Genomic DNA, 25,318 nt, shown 5'->3' on the forward strand with positions numbered 1-25,318 from the left:
ATTAATTCTACTCCCAGTATAATAAATAGTTAATATCTCAAACTTATCTTTAATAAAAACTTAAATTTTTATGACAAAAGTACAAAAAAGACCTAGCAAAAATTGCTAGGTCTTTCTTCATCAGACTATCTTACCTTCTTAACAAAGGTCTTGTTTGAAGTAAAGTATCTGTTATGTCCTAGGTATAGTCTTGTTAATCCATAGTATTTAACAACCTTAACAACGTGAATCAACTGTCCTTGACGAACTCTTCTGATTACATTGTGCTTAGTATATTTCTTACTTGTATGGATCAATGCACCGGTAGGTTTAATTACACGGAATACCATTGGTTTATTCTTAGTCTTCTTATTACTACTATTCTTAGCGGTCTTAGCTGTATTACCACGGTAATATGCATCTTGGACCATTTGACCAGCAGTAACTAGACGACCACCGGATACAATATATCTTGGTACTCGGTTCTTGTAGTACTTGATACCGATAACCTTAAAGACATGTGCGTTGTATCTTCTTGAGTACTTGTACTTAACTACTCTTGATCCATGAGAGAACTTAGTTCTTGTGTGAGTATAGATAGTCTTAACGTTGTAAATATATCTTGGCATATGTGCCTTGAATTGACGTTTGTACTCAGCGATATATGCTTTTGCATACGCAGCTGAGTGGTTCTTGGTAATACTCATTGGAATTGGACTACGCTTAATTGCGCGGGCATTTCCGTATTTCTTACCAATCTTAGTTTGATGAGCTGTTTCAATCTTGAATCCTTGGTTGTAAGTGTATGCAAATACTTGACCCTTGGCAGCTAATTGCTTAGCAGTTAACTTCTTATGAGTACGAGCACTGGCTTGTGCTGCCTTAACACCTTGACGGTATCCGTTAAAGGCATTGACATAAGTTTGTCCACCTAAAGCCTTTAGCTCTTTAGTGGTCAACTTAACGTTGGTCTTAGCCTTCTTCATTGCAGCAAGTGCAATCTTAGCAGAATTGTAACCATTTACGTAGTAACCAGAATCAGGATTTTGTATTGCGATATTCTTAATTCCATCAGTGAAACCATCACCAGTTTGCTTGTATGCTTGTTCATACGAGCTCTTGTCGGTTCTACTGTTGAAGTTAGTCTTCTTACCGTTGTATAGGTAATCTTCTTGGGCTGGAATATCGTTTGCTGCCTTGTTGTAACCGTTATTGTAAGCATTGACGAATGCTGGGTTAGTTTGACTTGGGTTCTTAGGATGAAGAGCCGCACCTGTCTTGTAACCTTCGTAAGCACCGACAAATACTTGACGGTATGCATCTGGATCCAATCCATCTGGTACCGGAATATCATCTATATTGTCCATCTTACCGTTGGCCTGAGCAAATGCTTGACCATCACGCAATGCGGCTTGAGCAGAATTGTAACCCAATACATAGCTTGGATCATTTGATTGTTGCTTATTACCACTAGTTGCGTCGATAATTCCGGCTACGACTGACTTAGCCTTTTGGTAACCAATCTTTTGTGCCGGATTTGCATTGTCTGGAAGATTATCATCACCATTTACCAAGACATTTTCGTATTGTGCCTTAGCATCTTGGTAACCCTTGGTATGAGCTAGACTATTTGCGTCAACACCATTTGATGAGTTTGGCTTGTTGTCCAAGAATTCGTTAGCACCATCGGTGAATGAATTCATGGCTTCAGACAATGCCTTGTCATATGCCTTTTGGTAAATTGGATTATCTTCGCTCTTAGCGCGTTGTCCAAACTGACCGTTTTTAACATCGTTAAATGCTGCTGCTGCACCACGATAAGTGTCATCTAAATCATTTTGATCAATATGACTTTGAAGCATTGAATTTTGTTGTGCTAATTCGTAACCCTTCTTAGCATCATTAAAACCAGTTGCAAATGAATTCTTTTCAGCTTGGGTAATAAATGAATCCATCTTCTTATCGTAGTCTTGGCTGTCACTCAAGTATGTCAAAGCACCATCTTGAGTGTTTGATTGACCAAAAGTTAATGCCTTGTCGTATGCGGCAACGTATGCATGATTACTTGAAGCGTTGCGGTGTTGACCAACTGTATGGTTTGAAACGTCGTTAAAGGCGTTTGCAGCACCGGAATAAACTTCATCATAATCACTGTCACTCTTATGTTGATCAATTTGACTAGCATCACTTTGTGCTGCGGCAAATGCAGCTTGGGCATCATTGTAACCCTTGGTGTAATCCTTTACTTTAGCACCAGAACTTGCAAATTGTTTAGTATCATCACTTAATGTGTGACCTTGACCAAATGCTGTTGCTCCTTGATTTGCGTTAGCTTTACCTTCAGATAATGCCTTGCTGTAAGCATTTTGGTAAACAAAATCTGCGATGGTTTGAGCATGTTCTCCTGGCTTGCCTTCTGCAACATCGTTAAATGCTGCAGATGCACCAGCATATGCTAACCCTGCATTAGTTGTTTGATCAGCACGACTCTTATCATCAGGATTACCTTGTGCTTCAGCGTAACCATTTGTAGCATCGTTAAATCCAACTTGGTAAGCTTGCTTATCGACATTGGTGTTCAATTGACGAACTTGCTTTGGACCATTGGCATCAATAGCACCATCATGAGCTTGTGTAAATGCCTGTTGTGATGCTCTGCTGTAAGAATCAACGAACGCCTTGTTGGAATCAACCTTAGCATTTTGACCAGGTTGGTGGCTAATAATATCAGCAAACCCAAGTGCTGCACCACGGTATACACGATCATAGTTACTATCACTATTATGGTCGTTTGACTTGGTATGGTCGTTTTCGGCATCTGCGTAAGCCTTAGTTGCATCAACGTATCCAGCATTGTAAGCATCGGTTAAAGCCTTCTTGCCATCGTATTGAGCAACGTTAGTAGATTGTGATGCACCCTTAACTGAATCATCAGCACCATTGTTTGCGATGTTGAATGCTTCGTTGAAGGCCTTGTTGTAAGCAGAACCCGCAACATCATTTGTGACATTGTCTTTAACTTGACCAGTTCTTTCATGGACATCCTTAAATGCCTTGGCAGCAGCTTTATATACTTGATCAGCGTATGAATCACTGTCGTGATGAGCTGCGTCTAAGTAATTAGTTACTGCAGAAATGAAACCGGTTTTGGCTTGGGTGAACCCAACATTAAATGCATCCCTATCACTTTGCTTGGTTTCCTTCGCAAACGCTTCATCATGATTATCATTATTGAAGGCCAATACACCGTTTAGAGCAGACTGTTTAGCTTGTGCCAATGCCTTATTGTAGGTCAATGTAGCTAGGTCGTTTCCTTCTTTAGCAGGTGCTAATGGATTATTGATTGCATCATTAAAACCAGCAATAGCATTGGTGTAAACAACATCAAAGTTACTATTAGTTGAATGAGTCAAACCTTGAGTTCTATCGTCTTGAGCTAATTCATAAGCACCTTGTGCATCACTTGCACCCTTTTCATAAGCCTTCAACTTACCAGTAGCTGTTGGCGCATTACCAGCAGTATTTGGCGAGATAAAGTTAGTTGCACCATGCAAAGCATCCTGAGTAGCTTCACTGAGTGCTTTAGCATATGCGGTAGTGTAGACGTCACTTGTGTTTTCTTTTTCAGAAACAGCCACACTATCAGTTGAAGCATTTGCTCCAGGAGTGTCGTTGATGACATCTGTGAATGCGTTCATTGCACCCCGGTATTGTTCATCGTTAACACTGTCTGATGTGTGCTTACCATCGTTTTCACCTGAGTCTTGGACACTCTTGTATACGTCACTAGCATTGTTGTAACCAGTTACGTAAGCATCTTTATCGGAACCAGCACTGATTTGTTGAGCTTGAGTATCTCTATTCAAACCATTGTTGAAATCAAGTGTTGCTTGATGAATTTGGGCTTGAGCTTCCTTAACGGCACGAGCATATGCATTTTGGTAAGTAGCTGATTGAACATCGTTTTGATGTTTGCCGACAGTACCATTGATGACATCATTGAATCCGGCAGCAGCACCATTGTATGAAACATCGTTGTTGCTGTTAGAAGTATGGTTAGCTTGATCATTTCTGTTTTCTTGAGCAAGTTTGTAACCATTACCTGAGTCTTGGTATCCACGGTCGTATACGTCAATCAATGCTTGGTAACCATTCAATGAATTGATACCAGTTTGTTCATCTACATTATTAGCAGCATCGTTGGCACCATTGTTTAGGTATTGCAAACCAACTTGGTATGCCTTGTCGTATGCTGAAGTAAAGACTGGATCATCACTGATTGAACGACTTGATTGACCATTGTTTCCGGCAATATCGTTAAATGCAGCAGCAGCTCCACTGTATGACTTATCGATATTACTATTTGAAGTATGGTTAAAGCTCTTGCTTGGATCTTGAACCGCAGTATCATAACCAGTTGAAGCATCATTATATCCGGAGTTTACGGCATTGTAAACTGCTTGGTCATTTGAACCGTCTAATCCATCAGTAACTTGCTTACCAGTATTAGCAAGGATTGCCCCTTTGGTTGCCAATGCAATGGATTCGTTTGCAGCCTTAGTATATGCGTTTTGATATACCAGACTTTTATCATCATTGAATTGGCTATTAGTTGTGTCACTGGAGATATCATTAAATCCAGCAGCAGCTCCACGGTATGCTTCGTCGTAGTCACTGTTTGTTGGGTGATCAATAGTGTTGTTAGGATTATTTCTTGCATCCTTGTATGCTGCATTAGCATTGTTAACACCATTGTTAAACATGTTTTGAGCAGTTTGGTTGTTCTTGTATACAGCTAATGCTTGGTTTACAGCATCCTTACCAAGTGGAGCGGTTTGAGCACCATTAGTTGAGATTGATTTACCTTCTGCTAACGCCTTATTGTAGTTAGCAGCGTATACAGGATTACCATCTGAAGCGTTTTTACCAGGAATGTTATTTGCAACATCGTTAAATGCAGCGGCAGCACCCTTATATGCTTCATCAGCATTACTTTGACTAGTGTGGTTACCTTGGTCACTTGGGTTAGCTTGTGCTTTGGCATAACTTACCTTTGCGTCGTTGTATCCTGTCGTGTAGGCTGTCTTAGCAGCTTGATTGTTAACAAACTGTGTACGTCCAAGAGTTGCATCAGCATTTTTACCAAAGTCAATTGCACCAGTTTGAGCATGTTTGGTAGCTTCTGCAAATGCCTTGTTGTATGCAGCAGTGTAAGCATTGTTAGTATCTGAAGCCTTACCAGCATCAGATGACTTATGACCTACTACAGCTTTATATGCATCAACAGTTCCACGGAATGTTTCGTCAAAGTTGCTTTGACTAGTATGGGTGGTATCTGCGAGATTAGTAGTTGCTGCGGCATAAGCACTTTTGGCATCGTTAAATCCAGTTTTGAATGCACGTTTTGCTGAATCGTTTGGTAGGTTCTTCAAATCATCAGTCAAAACGTGGCCTTTAGAGTATGCTTGAGCACCATCGTTGGCGTGACCAACTGCCTCAGATAAAGCCATTTTGTAAGCGTTTTGATATACCGAACTACTGTCGGCATTCTTACCCGCATTAATGGTGTTATTAACAACATCATTAAATGCTGCTGCAGCTCCACGATATGAACTATCAACATTGCTTGTAGTTCCATGGGCACTAGCCTGTGTCATATCATTTTGAGCAGCTACATAACCTTTATCAGCATCCTGGAAACCAGTTTTGTAAGCGTTTTGAGCAGAAGCAGTACTCATGTTCTTAATTCCATCATTAAGATTTACACCAGTTAGTCTAGCATTAGCTCCGGCAAGGGCATTTTGTTGAGCTTCAACTATTGCCTTATCATAAACAGCTTTGTAAACAGCACTATCATTATCTCGTTGAGCATTTGGCGTATCTTTTGCTACATCATTAAATGCTGCAGCGGCACCATTATATGCATTATCTACATTCGTGTTATTAGTGTGTTGTGCAGCTTGGTTAGGATTAGTTTGCGCAGATGCATAAGCTGATTGTGCATCGGTGTATCCCTTGTTATACATTGCTGCATTAGCAGTATCGTTAACCGATTGTTTCTTGTCTTTAGCAAATGCAATGGCACCCTTCTTAGATTGGGCAATTCCATGACTAAGTGCTCGATCATAAATGGCACTAAATACCGCTGACTTGTTATCTTTAGCATGTGAGTTACTTTCATTACCATCAATAACATCCTTGAATGCTGCTGTAGCACCTTGGTAGGTTTGATCATACGTACTATCAGTGCTGTGATTTTCGTCTAAGTTAACTTGAGCTTCAGCATATGCGCTTTGAGCAGTGATATATCCACTTACTAAAGCATTGCTAAATGCAATTTGATTATGAACTGTATTAACTAAATCATTAATACCAGTTAACTTACCAAACGCAGTCGCACCTTTATCTGAATAGGTCTTAGCCTCATTCAATGCCTTGTTATAAGCAGCAATGAATACTTGATTGGTATTGCCATTTGTACCCAAGTCAGTACTTCCGACAGCTACTTCATTAAATGCTAGAGCCGCACCATTGAACGTATTATCAGCGTTACCACCTGAAACATATGATGCAGGTTCAGTTTGGTTAGGATCAGTTACCGCAGCTGTGTAAGCATTGGATGCATCATTAATACCTTTATCAGACATGGCTGTCTCGGCTTTTGTGCTTTGGGTGACTGTTGGTTGATTATTCAAATAGTTAATAGCAGCTTCTTGAGCTAGTTTCATTCCATAGACATATGCTGTTGCATAAGCAGCTGAATATACATCATAAGGATCAGCATTTATATTAATCCTTTGTGGTTTCCCATTAATAACGTCATTAATTGCATCTGCATATCCGTTATATGCTTGGTTTTCATTATCAGTTGCATTAGTTTGTGACTTACTGTAGTCATCGAATGCTGTTGCTTTTGCTGTATGGGCATCTGTATATCCTTGGTGGAATGCTTTATCATATGCATTATTATTTGAGCGATCTTTACCGTTACCAGTAATTGCATCAACTGCACCAGCAATTGCACCTTGTTTAGCAAATGATTTTCCTAAGAAGTTAGCTGTTACATATGCTGAATTATATACCAGTGCTTGAGCTGAGTTAGATGGTTGACTATGGTTATTATTATTTTCACTACCATCACTGAACCCATTGATTGTTGCATCATAAGCAGCATTATAGGCATCAGCTGAATAGGCTTGTGCTTTCGAACTATCTTTCTTATTACCTGATCGGGCATCATTTGTACCTTTAATTTGATCTTGTTCCAAATTGTAACCTGCCATATATGACACATTACTACTATTTGGAGAAGTATCATTACTGGAATCTTGGTAACCAGCTAGAGCTTGAGCAAAACCATAATTTTGTGCAATAGAAAGTTGATCAGTGTTGTTAACTGTATCACTCACCTGATTGCCAGCAGCTACTTCATTCACACCTATTTGAGCCGCATTAACTGCAGCCTGTTGTGCCGTCTTATAAGCTGCCCAGTATACTGGTTTAGCAGACGTATCACTTGGATAATTGTTGTTTCCTAATGTACCATCCGCAAATCCGGCATTAGCACCACTAAATACATCACTGGCATCGTTGACAGTTGTGTAGTTAGTGTTGTTAGGATTGCTATTTGCATCAGTGTACGCTTTAGATGCAATTTGTTGTCCATAAGCATATGCGTTTTGATCAGCTTGAACCCAACTAGTTTGTACATTATTTGCACCGCTCAATTGATCAATGGCACCAGACTGAGCTTTACTTCTTGCAGCATCATATGATGCATTATATGCATCTTGATAAGCACGAGACTGACTAGAACTAGTATCAAATACTTGCTTAGGCAAACGTGAGATTCCAGCAAAATAACCATCACGGGTACCGTTGAAACCATCTTGTTCATTAACCGTTGCACTAGTATTTGGATCTGTAGTTGCCGAATTTGGACTAGTTAAACCATTAAATGTTGTAATACCTTGTCTCGATTCTTTAGCGGCAGCATAACCTAGTTGATATGCTTTCGTTTGACTATTATCAAGACTACCACTTGGATTTTTCAAGTATGCTTGATATCCAGAATGCGCATCATTATAACCCTTTTGTTGGGCAATGCCATCTGCGCTAACAGCTGGAACTTGAGCATCAGCTTGGATGTAAACATTGGCACCGTTAATTGCAGATTGAACCCCTTTATCTTTAGCTTGTAAGTAAGCATAATCGTAAGCGTACTTTTGTGGAGCTAATGATGAGTCCATTGCGGTATTGCTGTTGTAACTACCGTCATGGTATCCATCACGGGTTGCTACGTAGGCAGCCTTTTGGGTATCAGTACCAACATAATCTGTACGGCTTGGATTGTTAGATGCATCTAACCTACCTAATTGGACATCTTTAGCCATACGAATACCAGCCTTGTATGACGAATCCTTACCAGTAGTGTCAACTAATGCAGTTTGGTTGATTTGGTCATTGAAACCAGCCTTGATGTGATCGTATGCATTAGTGTAAGCAATTGATTCTGCATCATTTTTACCTTGCTCTGCATTGTAAATTGTATCCTTAACTGCTTTGAAGTCCTTAATCGCTTGAACTGTTTGAGCTCCAGCTTGGCTTCTAGCGTTGTTGTATGCAGCTTGGTAAGCAGCGGTTTGTGAAGTAACATTAGCAACATTTCCTAGTTTTCCATCAGAGAATCCGGCTTTAGCACCGTTAAAGATGTCTGAAGCATCGGAGTTATTGATAAACTTGTTCTTGTTATTAACGTCGTCATGTGCCCATGCATAAGCATTTTGAGCATTAGTTTGACCTGTATTGTAAGCAGCTTGTTGTAAAGTGTTGTAACCACTTGGGTTATTCTTTCCAGCAAGTCGATCCAATGCACCTTGGTTAGCGATTGACTTAGCATCATTGTATGCGTTGTTGTAAGCATCCTTGTAGGATTGACTTTGTTGACTCAAGTCAGCTTTTTGCTTGTCATCTTGGCCATCAATATATCCGGCTTTAGTACCGTTATAACCATCAGTGTAGGCATCGATGTAGTTTTTATCCTTGCCATCCTTAGATAGTTCATCATCACTCTTAATTCCGTTATCATTTTTGGCATCTTCAGCACCATCAGTGGCACCTGAAAGTGAATTGAAACCAATTAGATAAGCACTATCAGTTGAATCGTTAGTTGAATTATTGTTCTTAGCGTCATCCTTACCCTTTTCAGCTGCAACAGCACCTTTGCTTTGAGCATCATTGGCCAATGTTTGACTGCCAAAATCAGTAGTTCCATGGGATACGAATTGAGAAGCACCATCATTTCTTGCATCTTTTGCCATCTTTATAGCGTAGTTGTAAGCAGTAACATAGTCTAATGATGAAGTGCTTAAATCATGTTTGGTATTGGCATTTGCGTCATTGTAAGCATCCTTGGTTGCTTGGTAAGCATCGCTTGAATCATTAGTGGTATCTTCGCTTCGCTTGTTGAAAGCATCGTTGTAACCATTCACAACCTTTTGTCCTGCAGCAAATGCTTCTTGACTCTTAGCATCTTGGTAAGTCAAACCACTTAAAGATTGACCATTCACTGCTTGAGCATAAGCAGCTTTAGCATTGTTGTAACCATCAATGTCGGCTTGAGTGTCACCTGTCGGTACAGACTTACCAGTCATATAATCATTAAATCCTTCGGCATAATGTTGTTTAATTAGTGTTATAGCCACACTATAAGCATCCTTGTAAACTTGATTATTATTATTAGGATCTGATGGTGAAAGTGTATTAGGTGCATCTGGATTATTATGCAATGCTTGTTTGGCAGCGATAGCTGCTTCAAAAGCTGTATTGTACATTGGACCAGTTTGTGATTGTTGAATTTCACCATTAGCCACATTTTGTGCCGCAGTCAACGCTGTTATCGCTTGATTAAATCCAATATTTTTTGCACTACTATCATTAGCAGATGATTGAACGTTAAGGTTCAACTTACCATCTGAATTTGTAGCCGATTGAATGGCTTCTTCATACCCAGCCTTAGCTTCTTCAAATCCTTGTTGCAATAGTCGTTTGGCTTGATCTGAATTTACTGAAGTTTCATCAGCTGTACTCTTACCATTGGAGTATTGAGAACCAAATTGGTTAGCACCATTTTGGTATTGAGTTTGTAGAGCTGAGACAGCCTTGTTGTAAACATCTTGATATGAAATAGATTTACCTGCTGGTAATCCTGATGGATTATCTGGATTAGCGGAGACTGCGTTAGCAGCATCCTTATAAGCCTGCTGTGCATCATTATATGCACCTGGTTGGCTAGAAGAACTTGAATTATTGGATCCGTTTAGTGCATCTGCTAAACCGCTTTGTGCAGCCTTAGTCATATCACGACCCATAGTATAAGCCTGAGTAACATTACCAGTTGGTTGACGGTTATTTAAGAAGTCATCATGACCACGTTTGGCATCATCATAACCAATGTTTTGAGCAAGTGATTGAATTCCTTCATCACTTGATCGTGCATTACCATTCTCATAGTTATTAGCACCCGTCATAGCTTGTTGACCACCATTATTCCATGCTAATTGATATACATAGTTGTAAGCAGCTGCTTGAGTTGGATTAATTGGGTTACTGTGTTCTTTATCTCCACTAGCACCGTCTTTGTATCCATTAACCGAAGCATAGTATCCGTTAACAGCGGCATTGTATGCAGCAATTTCGGCTGGTGTCTTGGTACCATCAGAACCATAGTTCTTGATTGAGCCGTTGGCATTAGCATCTGCAATCCCTTGTTTTACATGGTCAGACATAGCTTTACCAGCTAAGTATGAAGCATCTTGGTTATTAGGATCAATGGTTTGAGGATTTGCGTTCGCATCATTGAAACCTTTTTGCATTTGGTTGTAACCATTTGATCTAGCAACACTCAATGCATCTTGACCAGAACTTGCTCCATTAATTTTACCTGCTTCGAAATCAGATTGACCTTGTTTTGCAGCAACGACTGCTTCGGCCTTAGCCTTATTGTAGGCATCCTTGAACAATTTTGACTTGCCGTTTAGGATACTGTCATCATTTGAACCAGTAGTTCCTGCAGCAAATCCAGCCTTAGCGCCAGCGAATGCTTCAGAGGCATCAGAACCACTTGGATTTGTGTTCTTAGCACTGATGTTGGCCTTAGTTGCGTTGTATGCAGCTTTGGCATTTTGTTGACCTGCAGTATAAGCAGCCTTTTGAGGAGCACTCCAGTTGCTTTGGTCTGACTTGTTGCCAGTCATTGCATCGTCAGCACCTTGGTTAGCGATTTCTTTGGCCTTTTGGTATGCCTTCTTGAATGAGTCAATGTATGCTGGTGACTTACCAGTCATATCAGGTAAACCAGCACCGTTTGGTCCTGCTAGGTAACCTGCTTGGGCACCATCATAGGCGTCCTTTTGAATTTGGCTAGCATTTGAATCCAATGGACCACCATTTTCATAAGTGTCATAACCACTCATACTGTTTGAGTATGAATTGTAACCAGCCATGAATTCCTTATTAGCCTTTTGATCAGATGTAGGAGTACCTCCATTAGCAGCGGCATCATGACCTGCCTTGGCATCGTCATAACCTTGGGCCTTAGATTTTTCAATTTGAGTTGTCCCTGCTGGTCTGCTTTGACCTGATAAGTATTCTTGAGCACCTATTGATCTTGAGTTTTTAGCTTCATTAACGGCCTTATCGTATGCTTGAATGTAATCGAATGACTTACCATTAGCCTTTAATTGATCATCGGTTTGAATTGTTCCACCTGCGGTCATTGCAGCATTCACACCGTCAGAAGCTCCATTGTAACCATCAACTTGATGTTGGTTTTGACTTCCGGCACTACCTTGGTTGTTCATTGCATTAGTGTATCCATTGTATACAAGTTTTCCTTGGTTGAAACCAGATTGAACACCACTTGTAGAGTTGGATGCCATTGATGAACCTTGCATTGCTGTAGAATAACCTTTCTTGGCATCGTTGTAACCTTGTATTAATTCACTAGATACGTTTGATGGAGTAGATTGACCACTTAAATATTGTGAAATACCTGATTGGTAGTTATCCTTCATTTGATCCACAGTTGCCTTGTATGCATTAGTGTATGGAGTAATTGAGGAATTACTATCACTAGCAGCAATACTGTCTGAAATATCAGGGTTAGCATCAAATGCGTTCTTAGCAGCATTAGCGGCAGTTAAAGCCTTTTGGTAAATTGCATCTGTATTCCCTGCATCACCGGTAGTGTTTCCGTTAGCAACTTGATTTGCTGCTTTCAATACTAATTGCCCTTCAGCAAAACCAGCTTTTTGGACTGGGTTATCTGATGAACTAGCAGTACCGTTTAGATTATTGCCATTAATGGATTCGTTATATCCACTTAACATGTCATTAAATCCTTGGTTAACCAATGTTTGGGCTTGAATCGAAGCAACACCACTTAGGTTAGCTGAGCTATTTCCATTTGCGTATTGGCTGACGAATTGGTTTTGACCCGCAACATATTGACCTTGTAGGTATGTCTTAGCTGCATTGTATGAATCGTTGTATGCAGTGGATTTATTAGCAAATGATTGAGCTGCAGTATCTTGTGGATGAGCAGTGACATAGTTAAATGCATCGGTGTATGCAATTTGAGCATCACCATAAGCGTTAGCATCTTGTGCTGTTCCTTGACCACTATTAGTTGCGTTTTGTGCATCGGCTAAACCACTAGCTGCTGACTTGGCAGCATTGTAACCAGTCATGTAAGCAGCGGTTGATGATTGAGCAGACTTGTTTGCGACAAACTCATCATGACCACTCTTAGCTTGGTTGTAACCGGCTAGTGTAGCAATTGAATTGTAGTCACTATCACTTGCTGGTTGCCCTGTGTTTTGAACGAATGCTTGTGCTCCATTATTAGCACTAGCAGTGGCAGTTGAAATTGCTTGATCGTATGAATCACCATATACCTTGCTTTGAGGTGCATCACTTGAACTAGGAGTTTGACCACTATTAGTTCCATTGATTACATCCCTGTATCCGGCAACAGTTGCATTAAAAGCAGCTACTTGTGCTGGAGAACCTGAAGCGGTCGCACTAGGGTTAGCTATAGCAGCACTAATACCATTTGCTCTGTCAACTGCCATTTGAACACCAGCAGTGTAAGCAACGTTATTATTATTACTATCGGCATTACCACCTAGTTGAGCGGCATATCCTTCACTAGCATTGTTATAACCATTATATAAAGCTTGATTAGTGGCATCGGTTTGATTTTGTTTATTTGTATCATCAGCATTCTTAGCAAAGTCAGCAACCCCATTCATTACGTTCGCACTAGCCTCTAATTGAGCTTTGCTATAAGCAGCCGAATATACTGCATTGCTACCAGCTGGAATTGTCCCGTTGCCACTAATTCCAGCTATGAAACCATCATGGGCACCATTAAATGTGTCATATGAGTCAGTTGAAGCAGAATAAGGGTTGATGTTTGATGCGGACAAATCAGACTTAGCCTGGTTATATCCAGTAACCGCATTGTTCTTACCTGTTTGATATGCATCTAATTGTTTTGCTTTGAATTGAGAAGTATCAGTTGTTGGATTGGTTGACATTGCATCAATTGCACCTTGAGTGGCCTTAGCTTTGGCATCTTGGTATGCAAGGTCGTATGCAACACGTGAGGATGGGAAGACTTCATTGTTAGTATATTGAGTAGTTCCGTTCTTACCATCTCTGTATCCATCAATTGCCCCTTCGTAACCACGTTGTTGTTCCTTGTAGGCAGCGTTATATGGAGCAGTATCTGATGTTGCATTTTGTGCATCGTTGTAACCAATTACAGCGTCAACATAAGCATAGAACCCTCTCATGTATGAAGAGTTGTTCTTTTGATCATCTGTTAAACCGGTTGTGTCCTTGCTTTGATGACTCTTAGCGTATTCAAAACCTTGGGAAGCATAGTTGTATCCTTCCATGATCTTGGAGTATTGACTGTTTGACTTATCAGGAGTTTGTCCTCTTACGAAGTTAGTTGAACCTGTTAGAACAGCATTCTTAACGTCATCGTAAGCCTTAGCGTATGACTTTCTGTATGCCAAACTAGTTTGTGCTAATTGTGCATCAGTTTGCTTAGAACCTGAAATTGCATCCTTATATCCGGCAGTTGCACCACTGTTAGCGTCATTTTGAACTGAATCAGCAGTTGCTGTGGTGTTGTTTTGCATTGCGGCATTGTAACCAGACAATGCACTTTGACCAACAGCTAGACCTTTTTGAGCACCGGAAGTAACGTATCCGTACTTGTTAGTATCAGGATAGTTTGGTCCACTCAATGCATTATCGAAACCATTGTTAGCATCATTGAAACCAGCAGTGAATTCAGTTGAAGCATTTTCTGGTAGTGGTTGACCACTTAGAAGTTGTTGAATCCCATTTGAGTAGTCAGTAGACATGTTTAATACCGCAGCAGTGTATGCAGCTGCGTATACTGTGTTGTCAGCGTTGGCATCAGTTGAAGGTACTTGGTTAGAAATGTCTGGGTTCTTATCAAATGCTGTCTTAGCAGCTACCGCAGCAGTAAATGCTTTTTGGTATGTGGCATCGTTGTTATCAGAATCTGGAGTTGTTTGACCACCAGTAACTTGGTTAACAGCATTTAGAGCTTGTTGACCTTCAGCGAAACCAGCAAGTGCAGCAGTAGTTGACTTAGATGAAGTATTTGATCCACGCATTCCTTCATTGAATCCATTTACGGCTTCATTGAAACCTTGGGTGATTGCACTGACACCTTGAGCTGACTTAGCAGAACTAGTATCAGCTTGAGTTGTTCCTGCAACATAGTTATTCAAGAATTGTTGCTTACCAGCATTGTATTGAGCATTTAGATCTTGCTTAGCTTGGTTGTATGCGTATTGGTAAGCTGGAGTGTTGTTAGTTTGAGTAACAGAGGTGTCATCTGGGTTAGAAGCAATTGCAGTACTTGCGTCGTTGTAGGCAGTTTGAGCATCCGCATATGAATTTCCATCTGCAGCTGTATTTTGAGAGTTCTTATTTCCCGCTTCAGCTTCTGATAAACCTATCATAGCTGATTTAGCTGAATCATAACCTACTCCGTAGGCTGGATTATTACTATTGTTTTGGTTCTTAAGTCCATCGATAAATCCACTTTGAGCTGCACTATAACCAATTTGTTGAATTTCACCATCTATTGGATTATCTGGAGATAATGGTCTGTTACGAGTATATGCTCTAGCTCCATAACTTGCTTGAAGTCTACCATTTGAATAACCATCTTTATAAGCATCTAGATATACTCTTGCTTGTGATGAATCTGTTGGTTGATTGTGGTCAGTTGTACCGTTAGCACCATCTTTATTTCCGGCAACTGTTGCTGCATATGCAGCATTTTGAGCCGCACTTCTACCACTGTAAGAACTACCTTGATCAGGTGAGTTGGTTGCTGCCATTTCTCCGTTTTGTTTTTCACTAGATAATGTAGCACCAGCTTGGTATGAAGGATCCGTATTAGAACTACTTGCTCCACCCATGTCTTGGTCATTGTAACCTTGTTGTGCTGCAACAAATCCATGGCTTTCTGCATTTCCTAGAGCATCAGTTGCTTTATCCTTAACATTACCGCTGTTAGCAGCAAAGTCGGCTACACCTAACTTAGCAGCAGCCATAGATTCATTTCTAGCTTGTTTGTATGAAGCTTGGTATTCAGAAGGTTGACTTGAAATGTCACGAGTTGCACCAATAGTTCCATCAGCGAAACCAGCCTTGGCACCATTGAAGGTATTAACCATGTTAGCACCGTTGTTGCTTGGTTGAGTTAAGTTGATGTTTGCCTTAGCTTCGTTGTAACCATTTAGAGCATTTTGCACACCAGTATCGTATGCCTTTTGTTGTTCTGGATTCCAACTTGCATAAGCTGTTGGTTTGGTAGCACTAAATGCATTTTGTGCACCTAGTTTAGCCTTAACAACCGCATCATTGTATGCATCTTGTAGAGCAGCAGTGTATGAATTGGATTGAGTATCTGCACCCTTACCATCAGATGGTTTGGCTGAGATTGGATTACCAGCATTTGCACCTAGTAGGTAACCATCTTTAGTACCGTAGAATGCGTTCTTAGCATCCCCAGTAAGTCCAGTTTCATCCTTTGCACCTGGTTGAACCGCTGCATTGGAACCGCTGGCTGTCGCTACCCCTTGTTCGAATCCTGTAACGTATGGTTTATCTGTGTTAGTTGGTTGAACAGAACTTGAAGTTTGTCCAGCTTGTTTACCATCTGAGAAACCACTAGCAGCAGTGTCTACACCGGTTGCGTAGTTGTTATCAGTTTGTTTAACTTGGTTATCAACAGTACCCTTGGTGTAATCATTAGCACCGGCTTGTTGACGACCTGAAGCGTTACCTTGATCGTATGAGTTTTGGTAAACCGCGTTGTTACCTTCAGTACTTTGGCTAGCATTCTTGTTAGTAGAATCACCCTTTGTACTTGCAGCACCATCTTTGTAACCATCAACAGCACCTTTGTAACCTGATAGGTATGCACTACTGTTTACGCTACTTTGACGATCGGCCGGAACAGTTGTTTCATTTGAAGTATTTGGATCTGCTTTAACGGCATTAATACCATCGTTAGCACCGACTTCTTGTGAGTAAGTCACAGCATACAATGGAGTTGTATTTGTGGCATTTCTAGTATTGTTCTTGGCATCAACTAAGGCACCCATTGTGTCCTTGTAGCCAGGTTCTGCGTTGGCGTTGATGTCAGTCTTACCTGCCAAGAAGTCATTCATAGCATCTTGATAACCCTTTTGAACAGATCTAGCCATATCGTATCCGGCTTTTGCGTTTGGATTAGTTGGTTCAGTAGTTGCACCAGCACTTAATCCTTCTTTAAAACCGGCAGTAGAATCATTGTAAGCTTGTAGGTATACAGCTTGGTTAGTCACTGTTGATTGACTGCTTGGGTTGGCAACCAATCCATTAGCAAAGTCGCTTAATCCAGCATTGTTAGCATCGTATGCATCGGATCCGGCCTTGTTGTAAGCCATTACGTAAGCGGCATTATGACTGCTATCAACTGAAATTGGGGTAAATGAACCTGTCTTCTTTACTGATGCAATAACGTCAGCAACACCATTGTAGGTGTCTGAAGTAGATGAACTTGATACAGGTGAAGCAGTTCCTTCAGCGGCTAGGTAATCATTCTTAGCTTGTTGACCTACTTCGTATCCACGGTTGTATTCCTTAGAAGTATTAGCTGAGTTAGCTCCACTAATTCCGTCTGAATAACCATTTGAAGCATCAATGTATCCAGTATTGTAATTAGGATCAGCTGTGTCTCCGGCTTCCTTACCATTTAAGAAGTCAGTGGCACCAATTTCTTTTCTACCAACAACGTTACCTTGGCTGTATCCAGTCTTGTATGCTGGATTATTATTTTCTGGTGACTTGTTGTAATTGTCACTTGATCCAAGTGTGCTTGCCTTACCATCAAGGTAACCATCTAAGACAGCATTGTATCCAGTCTTGTATGCGTTATCACTTAATGATTGGGTGTTAGTAACTGCATCATTTGGTCCTAGTTTTTGGGCTGATGAAGCAGATTGAGATAGCTTAGCAAGTGCATCGTTAATACCTAATTGTTGTGAAGCAGCAATTGCGTATACAGATGATGTACTTTGGTTATTTACTTGACCCTTGTTAGCATCAATAATTGCTTGCATTGTATCTTTGTATCCAACTAATTCAGGGTGAGCAGTTGGGTTCAAAGTACCACCCTTGGCATCGGAAATTGCTTGACCGTATCCAATTGAGTAAGTTTGAGCAGCTTGAATACCAGTAGTTTGACTAGCATTAGCGCCCTTAGCATTTGGATTAACTAATCCTGCTTGGAAACCAACTTGGGCATCGTTGTAAGCTTGGTTGTAAATCTTTTGAATTTCGCTGTATGGAAGTGTTGCGCGACCTTGTCCACCAACGAAGTCGTTGGCACCTTGAGTTGCGCTTGCTCTAGCTTGGCTCAATGCAGCATTGTAGGCATTAGCGTATTCAGAATTAACTGTATCGCTTATTTGCTTATCAGCAAGACTGCTCTTAGCAGCATCAGTGGTTGCATTGTTGTAGTCATCTAGTGCTTGTTTTGCCCCAGCATAAGTTTGGGTATTATCACTAGGTTGATCGTTTACAGCTCTGACATAGCTATCATGCTTGCTTGCACCCGCTTCATATCCAATGTTGTATGATCTTGACTTGCCTTCTTCCATTTGTTGGCTTGGTCCATTGATTAATCCATCTTGGTAACCAGCCTTGGCATTGTTGTAACCATCAACATAGTCCGCATTATTAGCATTATCACCGGTTAAGGCTTGTCCATTAGCGAATGCTTGAGCACCGTAGAATGCCATGTTTGAGTTCTTAGATGTCTTGTAGGCATTTTCACTCACATCGTTATCATATTGCGATGGAATTGAAGTGTTTTTGTATTGGAAGTAAGCACCTTGGTATACAGCCTTGTATGCTTCAGTTTGACCATTATCGTATCCAGATGGGATTGTAAGGTTGTTAATATCGACTGTAACGCCGTGTTCATTGTCACTCTTAGCTTGAGCTAAGGCGGCTTGAGCAGCTACGTATCCCTTGTATGCAGTAGTAGTCTTATCAGTTGGTTGACTTGATGCCATTGCACCAGCATAGATGTTCTTACCATATACATAACCGGTACTTTGGGCATTTTCAGTTGGTTTAGTATTTGATGACTTAAATGCAGCCAATAAACCAGCTTTTGCTTTATCCCAACCGTTAGCATAAGTAAATCCATCTAGATTGTTTGGATTATTTGGATCGACTCTAGATGTTCCGTTAACATAACCAATTGAACCATTGGTATAAGAAGTAACGGCATCTTGAGCAGTGATGTAGTAAACCTTCTTGTATAGACTTGACTTGGATGCATCGGGACTCTTGGTAACCCCACTGTTTTTAACATCATTAAATGCATCAAAGACAGCTTGGGTTACATCACCACTCGCAGTTTGTGCTGGTGTTAATTGGTTATTAGCGTTCGTAAAGGCTTTGGCTTGAGCGACACCTTCTGCTAGACCAGCTTGGAATGCGGGACCTTGGGTAATGAACCCTTGGTTATTGTAATTTTGTAAATCCGTACTTGAATTTTCTCCAGTGATTCCAGCTTGAAATCCTAGTGCCATATTCAAATATCCCTCGTTATATGCAGGATCATCAGTGTATGCAAAATCACCAGTGTATGGATTTTGATTATCAAAGGCATTCTTACCTTCGTTGTATTTACTTTGAAGTACGTTAAAGAATGAATTGTAGTAAGAGTTGTAAACAATGCTGTACTTGTTCAAATCAGAGTTGTTTTGTCCAGTACCACGAAGCATATCGTTGTATGCATCGATAACAGCGTTACTTGCATCGTTATTTGCATATGTTGACGCAGGTAAACTTTTGTCATTATTTATATGCTTAGTAGTTGCAATGTTTGATAGTGCATTGACAGCGGCTTGCAATGTTGATTGACCTAATTGATAACCATTTTCGTATTGTGGCGAAGATGATTGTTGGTTATTTGCACTTGCACCATCTTGGAATCCAGTAATTATGTCTGTAATAGCACCAAAGTAAGCAATGGTCTTTCCGCCCTTATCTTGGGCCTTAGTAGATCCATTAACTCTTCCGTAAACAAAATCACTGTAAGCTTGTTTTCCAAGTTGTTGTCCAATGGTTAAGGCTTGGTTGTAAGCTAACTTGTAAATCTTACTCTTGTTAGTAAGTGTAGTACTTGTTTGTTGTGAGTTAGGATTGTATGCACCATCACCATAACCTTGAGCAGTAGCTAAGAATGCATCGTTAGCATCAGCATTGTTCTTAATGTTATCTGATTCGGTACTTACATCGTTATTAGCGGCAGCAACACCGGCTTGGTAGTTTTGGTATTGAGTCAAACCAGCTTGGTATCCACCTGAATTTACGTTGGCACCATTTTGGGCTGTCTTTTGATTGAATCCATCACTAGCATCATTGTAACCAGCGACACCAAAACCATTAGTTGGGGCTGCATTACCAGTTAGGTAAGCATTGTAACCATCTGAATATTCTTTGCTACCACGATTATCGATAAATTGACGTAGTGCAGTATAAAGTGGCGTAGTTGTATCATTTGTAGCATTATAAGTGGCTTGTTGAAGGTTCGCCAAAGAACCGTAGAATGCATCTACGGCAACTCCATACGCAACTGTTGGATTATTTTGTGATGTGATGTTCTTTCCTTGAGCATCTAATACTAGGAATGCTTGTTTAGCACCAACGTTTTGAGCGTTAAATGCGTAGAAACCAATGGCTGTAGCACCTGCTGTATCAGCAGTGTAAGTTCCTTGGTCTTCGATTCCTAAATCCTTATTAGTTTTACGTAAATTAGTTAAAGCAGTGTTTAGTCCAGCTGCGGCCGCATTAAAACCAGCAGCATAATTACTTTGATATGCCGCTGTTTGGCCAGCAGGTGTAGTTAATTTTTGGTTGTTAGCGAATGCATTAGCACCATCGATGTAACCTTGAGCATCTTTTTGTGCTTGGACATCTGCAGCGTGTTGTTGAATACCAGCATTAAAACCAATTACGTATGAATGATCAGTACTGTTGGTAGTTGGGTTAGTTGTTACTTGAGCTTGACTGTATGCATCGTTGTAACCACGGGTTGCGGCAGCGATACCATCAGCGTACTTAGCGTCACTAGTTTGAACACTACTGTTAACACTCTTGTTTACATAGTCATTAGCACCGGCAGTACGACGACCTTCGTCCATACCGTATTGGTAACCAGTACTGTAAATTGCTGGTTGAGTAGCATCGTTGTTGGTTGTTGTTGGGTTAGTTCCAGAAAAACCATCCTTGTAACCGTCAACGGCAGCTTGGTAACCAATCTTGTATGAACTAGCTTCAGCACTTTGGTTAGCAGCAGAATCACTTGCTGTATGGCTAACGTTACTATTAGCAAGTACAGCAGCTAGTCCGTCAAGTTTACCTTGGTTAAACGCAGATTGAGCTTGGTTGTAAGCAGTACGGTATGCTGTGGCACGAATTGAATTATCGGTTTGAGCAAACGCTTGTGGCTTACCATTCTTGAAGTCACTAATTGCGTTAGCAGAAACGATTGGTCCGATTGCCTTAGAATAACCAGCTAATTGAAGTTGGTTTAATCCAGTTTCTGGTTTACCAAGAAGAGCTTGGTATGCACCATACTTAGCTTGCTTGTATACCATTTGATCAATATTAGTCCCATCCGGATTCTTTTGAGTAGTTCCACTCAATTGACTTGGATCACTATATTGGGCTTCCTTAATCTTGGTAACATCTTTACCAGATACTGAAGCAACAGCAGCTTGAACGGCAGCAAAACCTGCTTGTGCTGAGTAGTAACCTGCAACTCCTGCATCATGAATTGGAATGTCAGCTGATGCTTGTGATGATGGTAAAGTCTTAGATTTAGCACCATTAACCAAGGACTTTCCATCTAAGAAGGCATATGTTTCAGGATAATTAGAGTTAGCATCTGGATTACCAGCAGTAGAATCAGGCATATTAATTGCATTATTGAAACCAATTACAGCTGATAGGTAAGCAGATGCTACATTAGGATCATTTTTAATACTATTCCATTGAGAGCCATTGAAACTACCAATAGTAAATGACGCACCATCTTTTTCATCTTGCTGAAAAGCTTTAATTGCCTTTACGTCGGCCAGCCCAATTTGGATACCAACTGCAGGGAATCCAGCAGTATTCAAATCTTTTTTAGGATTAAAGGTTACTTTTCCTTCTTTATCATTCAATGCCTTAAAGTAATCTAAAAATGCTTTTCTATAACTATCATTTGTACTTTGAGCAAATTTTTGAAGTTTATTATTTCTAGCGTCCTGAACACCTGCTAAGTATGAAGCTTCTTGATATCCTCTAATGAACGCTGCTGGATTAGAAGAGTTATTATAACTATCTAATTGAGTATAGTCTGCATCATGATTAGATGGATTAAAAGCCTTGTAACCAGCTACAGCACTATCATATCCACTCAAGTAGTCAGGACTGGTCTGGACATTAAAGCTTTGTGCTGCCTTAGCGTTTCCATTTCCATTGATAGAATCATTTATTCCATCAGTAACCCCTTGAGTAGTTTGAGCTACGTTACCTTGGCTAGTTGTCATTGTTCCGTTGCTATCTAACTTAACTTGGCCGTTTGTACCTTGGTTGTAAGCTTCAGTAGTGTTGGTATAGCTTGTTCCATCCGTTGTTTGAACAACAGAACTAATACCATAGGTCAATCTAACCCCGGTTATCTTATTACTTGCTAGTGAACTTGGCAAAGTAAAAGTAACTTGTACAACTTGACCGTCTGAATAGTTGGTTGGCAAGGTATTGGTATCAGAGTATTGGTTTGGATCAGCAGGCGCGTTTCCATTTTTAATAGTCTTGTTAGTAGTTTGATTAGGGACTAATAAGTTAGCCTTGTACACTAAGTTATTGTCACCGCCAGAGTATACACCAACATAGATGGGTCCATTTGAAGGATCGTACTTAGATACCTTAGCATAAGCAGTAACAGTAGCAGTATTGCCTGAGTTAATTGTCTTAGTGATAGGTCCTACGAATGATACGGACGGAACATCACCGATTTCAATTCTATTAGGATCACTAATTGTTCCAGCTACCTTGTTTCCAGTACTATCAATACCTGTGTAGTTAGTAGAACCAGAAGGCAAGTTGAAGTAGTAGAACAACTTATTATCAACGGATACGGTATAAGCACTGATTGCGTTGTTACTAAATTGACTTGTATTAGCATTCTTAGCCAATACAACGTGACTGGCACCAACGTTGTTAATGTTCAAAGGACCATTAATTGGAATCATTCTTTGCCCAGTGTTGTCTGTTGTAATAATTAAGTTACCACGATTACCAACGTTTATATAGTTTGAAGAACCATTATTAGCAAAATTGAAAATTCCACCCCAAGCAGCAGCGCCACCAGGGTTATTAGTCATTTTTGCTTGAATTAATCCACCGTTCAAAATTTTAATACTAGTGTTACCTTGGAAGTTAAATGGATGGTTATATTGACCTGGTTGCATTCCATCTACAATATAGTTAATGGCTCCACCGTCAACAGTAATTGTAGTGTTACTTCCAGTAGTTCCAATCGCACCACCAGCATATCCATCTGTTGCTGAAACATCAGGGATAATATTTAAAATGGCATCCTTATTTACATTTAGGTATCCACCTTGCATAAATGCAACACCAAATCCATCACCATTGATTGGGCTGGCACCTGAGTTCCCGATTGGAACTAGTGTCATCTTCGAGCCTTGGCCTAGGGTAACGTTCCCACCACCAAAAATGGCAAGTGGACTTGAACCTTTAGTTTTACCAGATGCTCCAAAGTAGTTACTGTTGGGTTCTAGGATAAAGTTATTTACTTCAAGGTTTTCTTGGTTACCCCCACCTTCTACAGTAAGCCCACCAGAACCTATCCATGGTGAGTAGTATTTAGCATTGGTAGGGTTCAATACATTAACATTTCCAGAGAAATAGGTGTCATTACTAGTTGAACTTAATAGTTGTGAACCGATGTAATTAATGTTCTTGTAGTGCAACGTTTGGTTATTGTTAGAAGGTGCGAATGGACCATAGAAGTTGAATCCATACAATGCCTGGATGTTTTGTAGATTAATTTGAGTTGCAGAAGTTAATCTGTATGAAACCCCGTGCATATCTAACATGTGGAATTGACCATCTAATGTGAATGGTTGAGGATTACCATTATAAGTGTTGTTGCTCTCACCGTTTGGTGCACCAGTAAAGTCAACATCGGCAGCTAATTTAACTGTAAAAATGTTCCCTGGTGTATTACCACCTCCTGTGTAGCTAGCTTGTCCATTGGTCATAACTGCTACAAATTGGTTAGAGTTGGTAACATAAGCTACCCCTTGGTTGATGTTAGAAACAACGTCGTTGTAACCAGTTACGTAAGCTGAACCATATTGAGAGGTTGTAAGTGCTTTAGGTAAGTTGTTCTTTAGGTAGTTATTCTTGCTATCATATTGGGCCATAATAGCATCTTTTGCCCCAATGTAGGCTAGATCGTAAGGGTTTTGTGAATTGTGTAAGTCGGTATTACCGTTATCATAGAAGTCATATGATGTCGTAGTACCATCACCTTTAACCCCAGTCCACTTACCAGCCTCAGCGTCAGCAAAACCTTGTTGGGTCAAAGCGTAGGTTACCCCTTGGTCAAATGCGGCTAATAATCCCGCTTTTTGTGCGTACTTATTCCTATCATTAGTAATCAATACATCATTTGCGGATGGTACATCGATTGTAAAACCATTGGCAAATTGAACACTGTGGTTGTAAACAGTATTTAGTTTATTTAATAAAGTAGATTGGTAATTTTGCGCTGACGCATAACCTGCTTTAGTATCGTCAGCTCCACCTTGATTAGGATTACTTGGGGTGTTGTAAGCTAAAGGTGTACCATCTGTTGGCGCTTGAGTGTATGAAGTATTATTACCAGATCCTGTATCTTGGCTGGTAGTTCCGTTCACTCCACCGGTGTCCCCTTTGGCACCATCTGAAGTATTTCCAGTGTATCCACCAGGGCGATTTGGTGTATTTCCGTAGTAAGTTGTATCTTGAGTACCAGTACCTTCACCTTTTGTTCTGGTGTTGTAGGCATTCATGGCGCTGATAGCACCAGCGTAACCAGCTTGGTAGTAAGCTTGGGCTTGGCCACTGTAGTTAGCCGCATTATTACCTTTATTGTTATATGCGTCAGATTCACCTTGACTGATTTGTTGATTGAATTGGGCAGATAAGTCTGTATTATCAGTAGTACTTGAAGACGTACTATCCCCGTCGCGATTACTTAGTTGGGTGTCATCACTTTGTGAATCATTTGAAGAAGTCTGATTTTGGGTAGACTGGCCCCCTGAATTATTGTTGGATGATTGTACCACCTGAGTAGTACCATTATTATTATCATCAGCCTTGGCAGAGACCCCGCTCATACCATATGCTGAAGCACCCAAAACAGATAAAGTCGCAATGGATACAACAACCCATTGTTTCTTTATCTTCTTCATGATTTTTTTATCGTTAGATTTTATGAATTGATTTTTGTTATATTGCATACATATCGCCCCTCTTGTCACGATTTTATATAACTATACAAAGTGTCTAATTACTCTAATCTTAATTTAACACTATTCTACTCTATTGTTCATAAAAAAGGTCTAATAAGCTTATTTTTAAAAAAAACTTAAAC

Annotated in this window: 1 protein-coding gene; it reads right to left on the reverse strand. The window is 40.3% G+C overall.

The window, feature by feature from the left end; genetic code table 11:
- Positions 1 to 125 precede the first annotated feature (125 nt).
- Complete coding sequence (locus FD688_RS04305; protein ID WP_138741932.1) at positions 126 to 25,184, reverse strand: DUF5776 domain-containing protein; 25,059 nt, start codon at positions 25,182 to 25,184, stop codon at positions 126 to 128.
- Positions 25,185 to 25,318 lie beyond the last annotated feature (134 nt).

The organism is Apilactobacillus kunkeei, from assembly GCF_005930975.1.
GTDB lineage: Bacteria > Bacillota > Bacilli > Lactobacillales > Lactobacillaceae > Apilactobacillus > Apilactobacillus kunkeei_E.

Bases quoted from the DNA above. Each gene is read 5' to 3' on its own strand.
- FD688_RS04305 (WP_138741932.1), bottom strand. From the start codon at position 25,184: ATGCAATATAACAAAAATCAATTCATAAAATCTAACGATAAAAAAATC.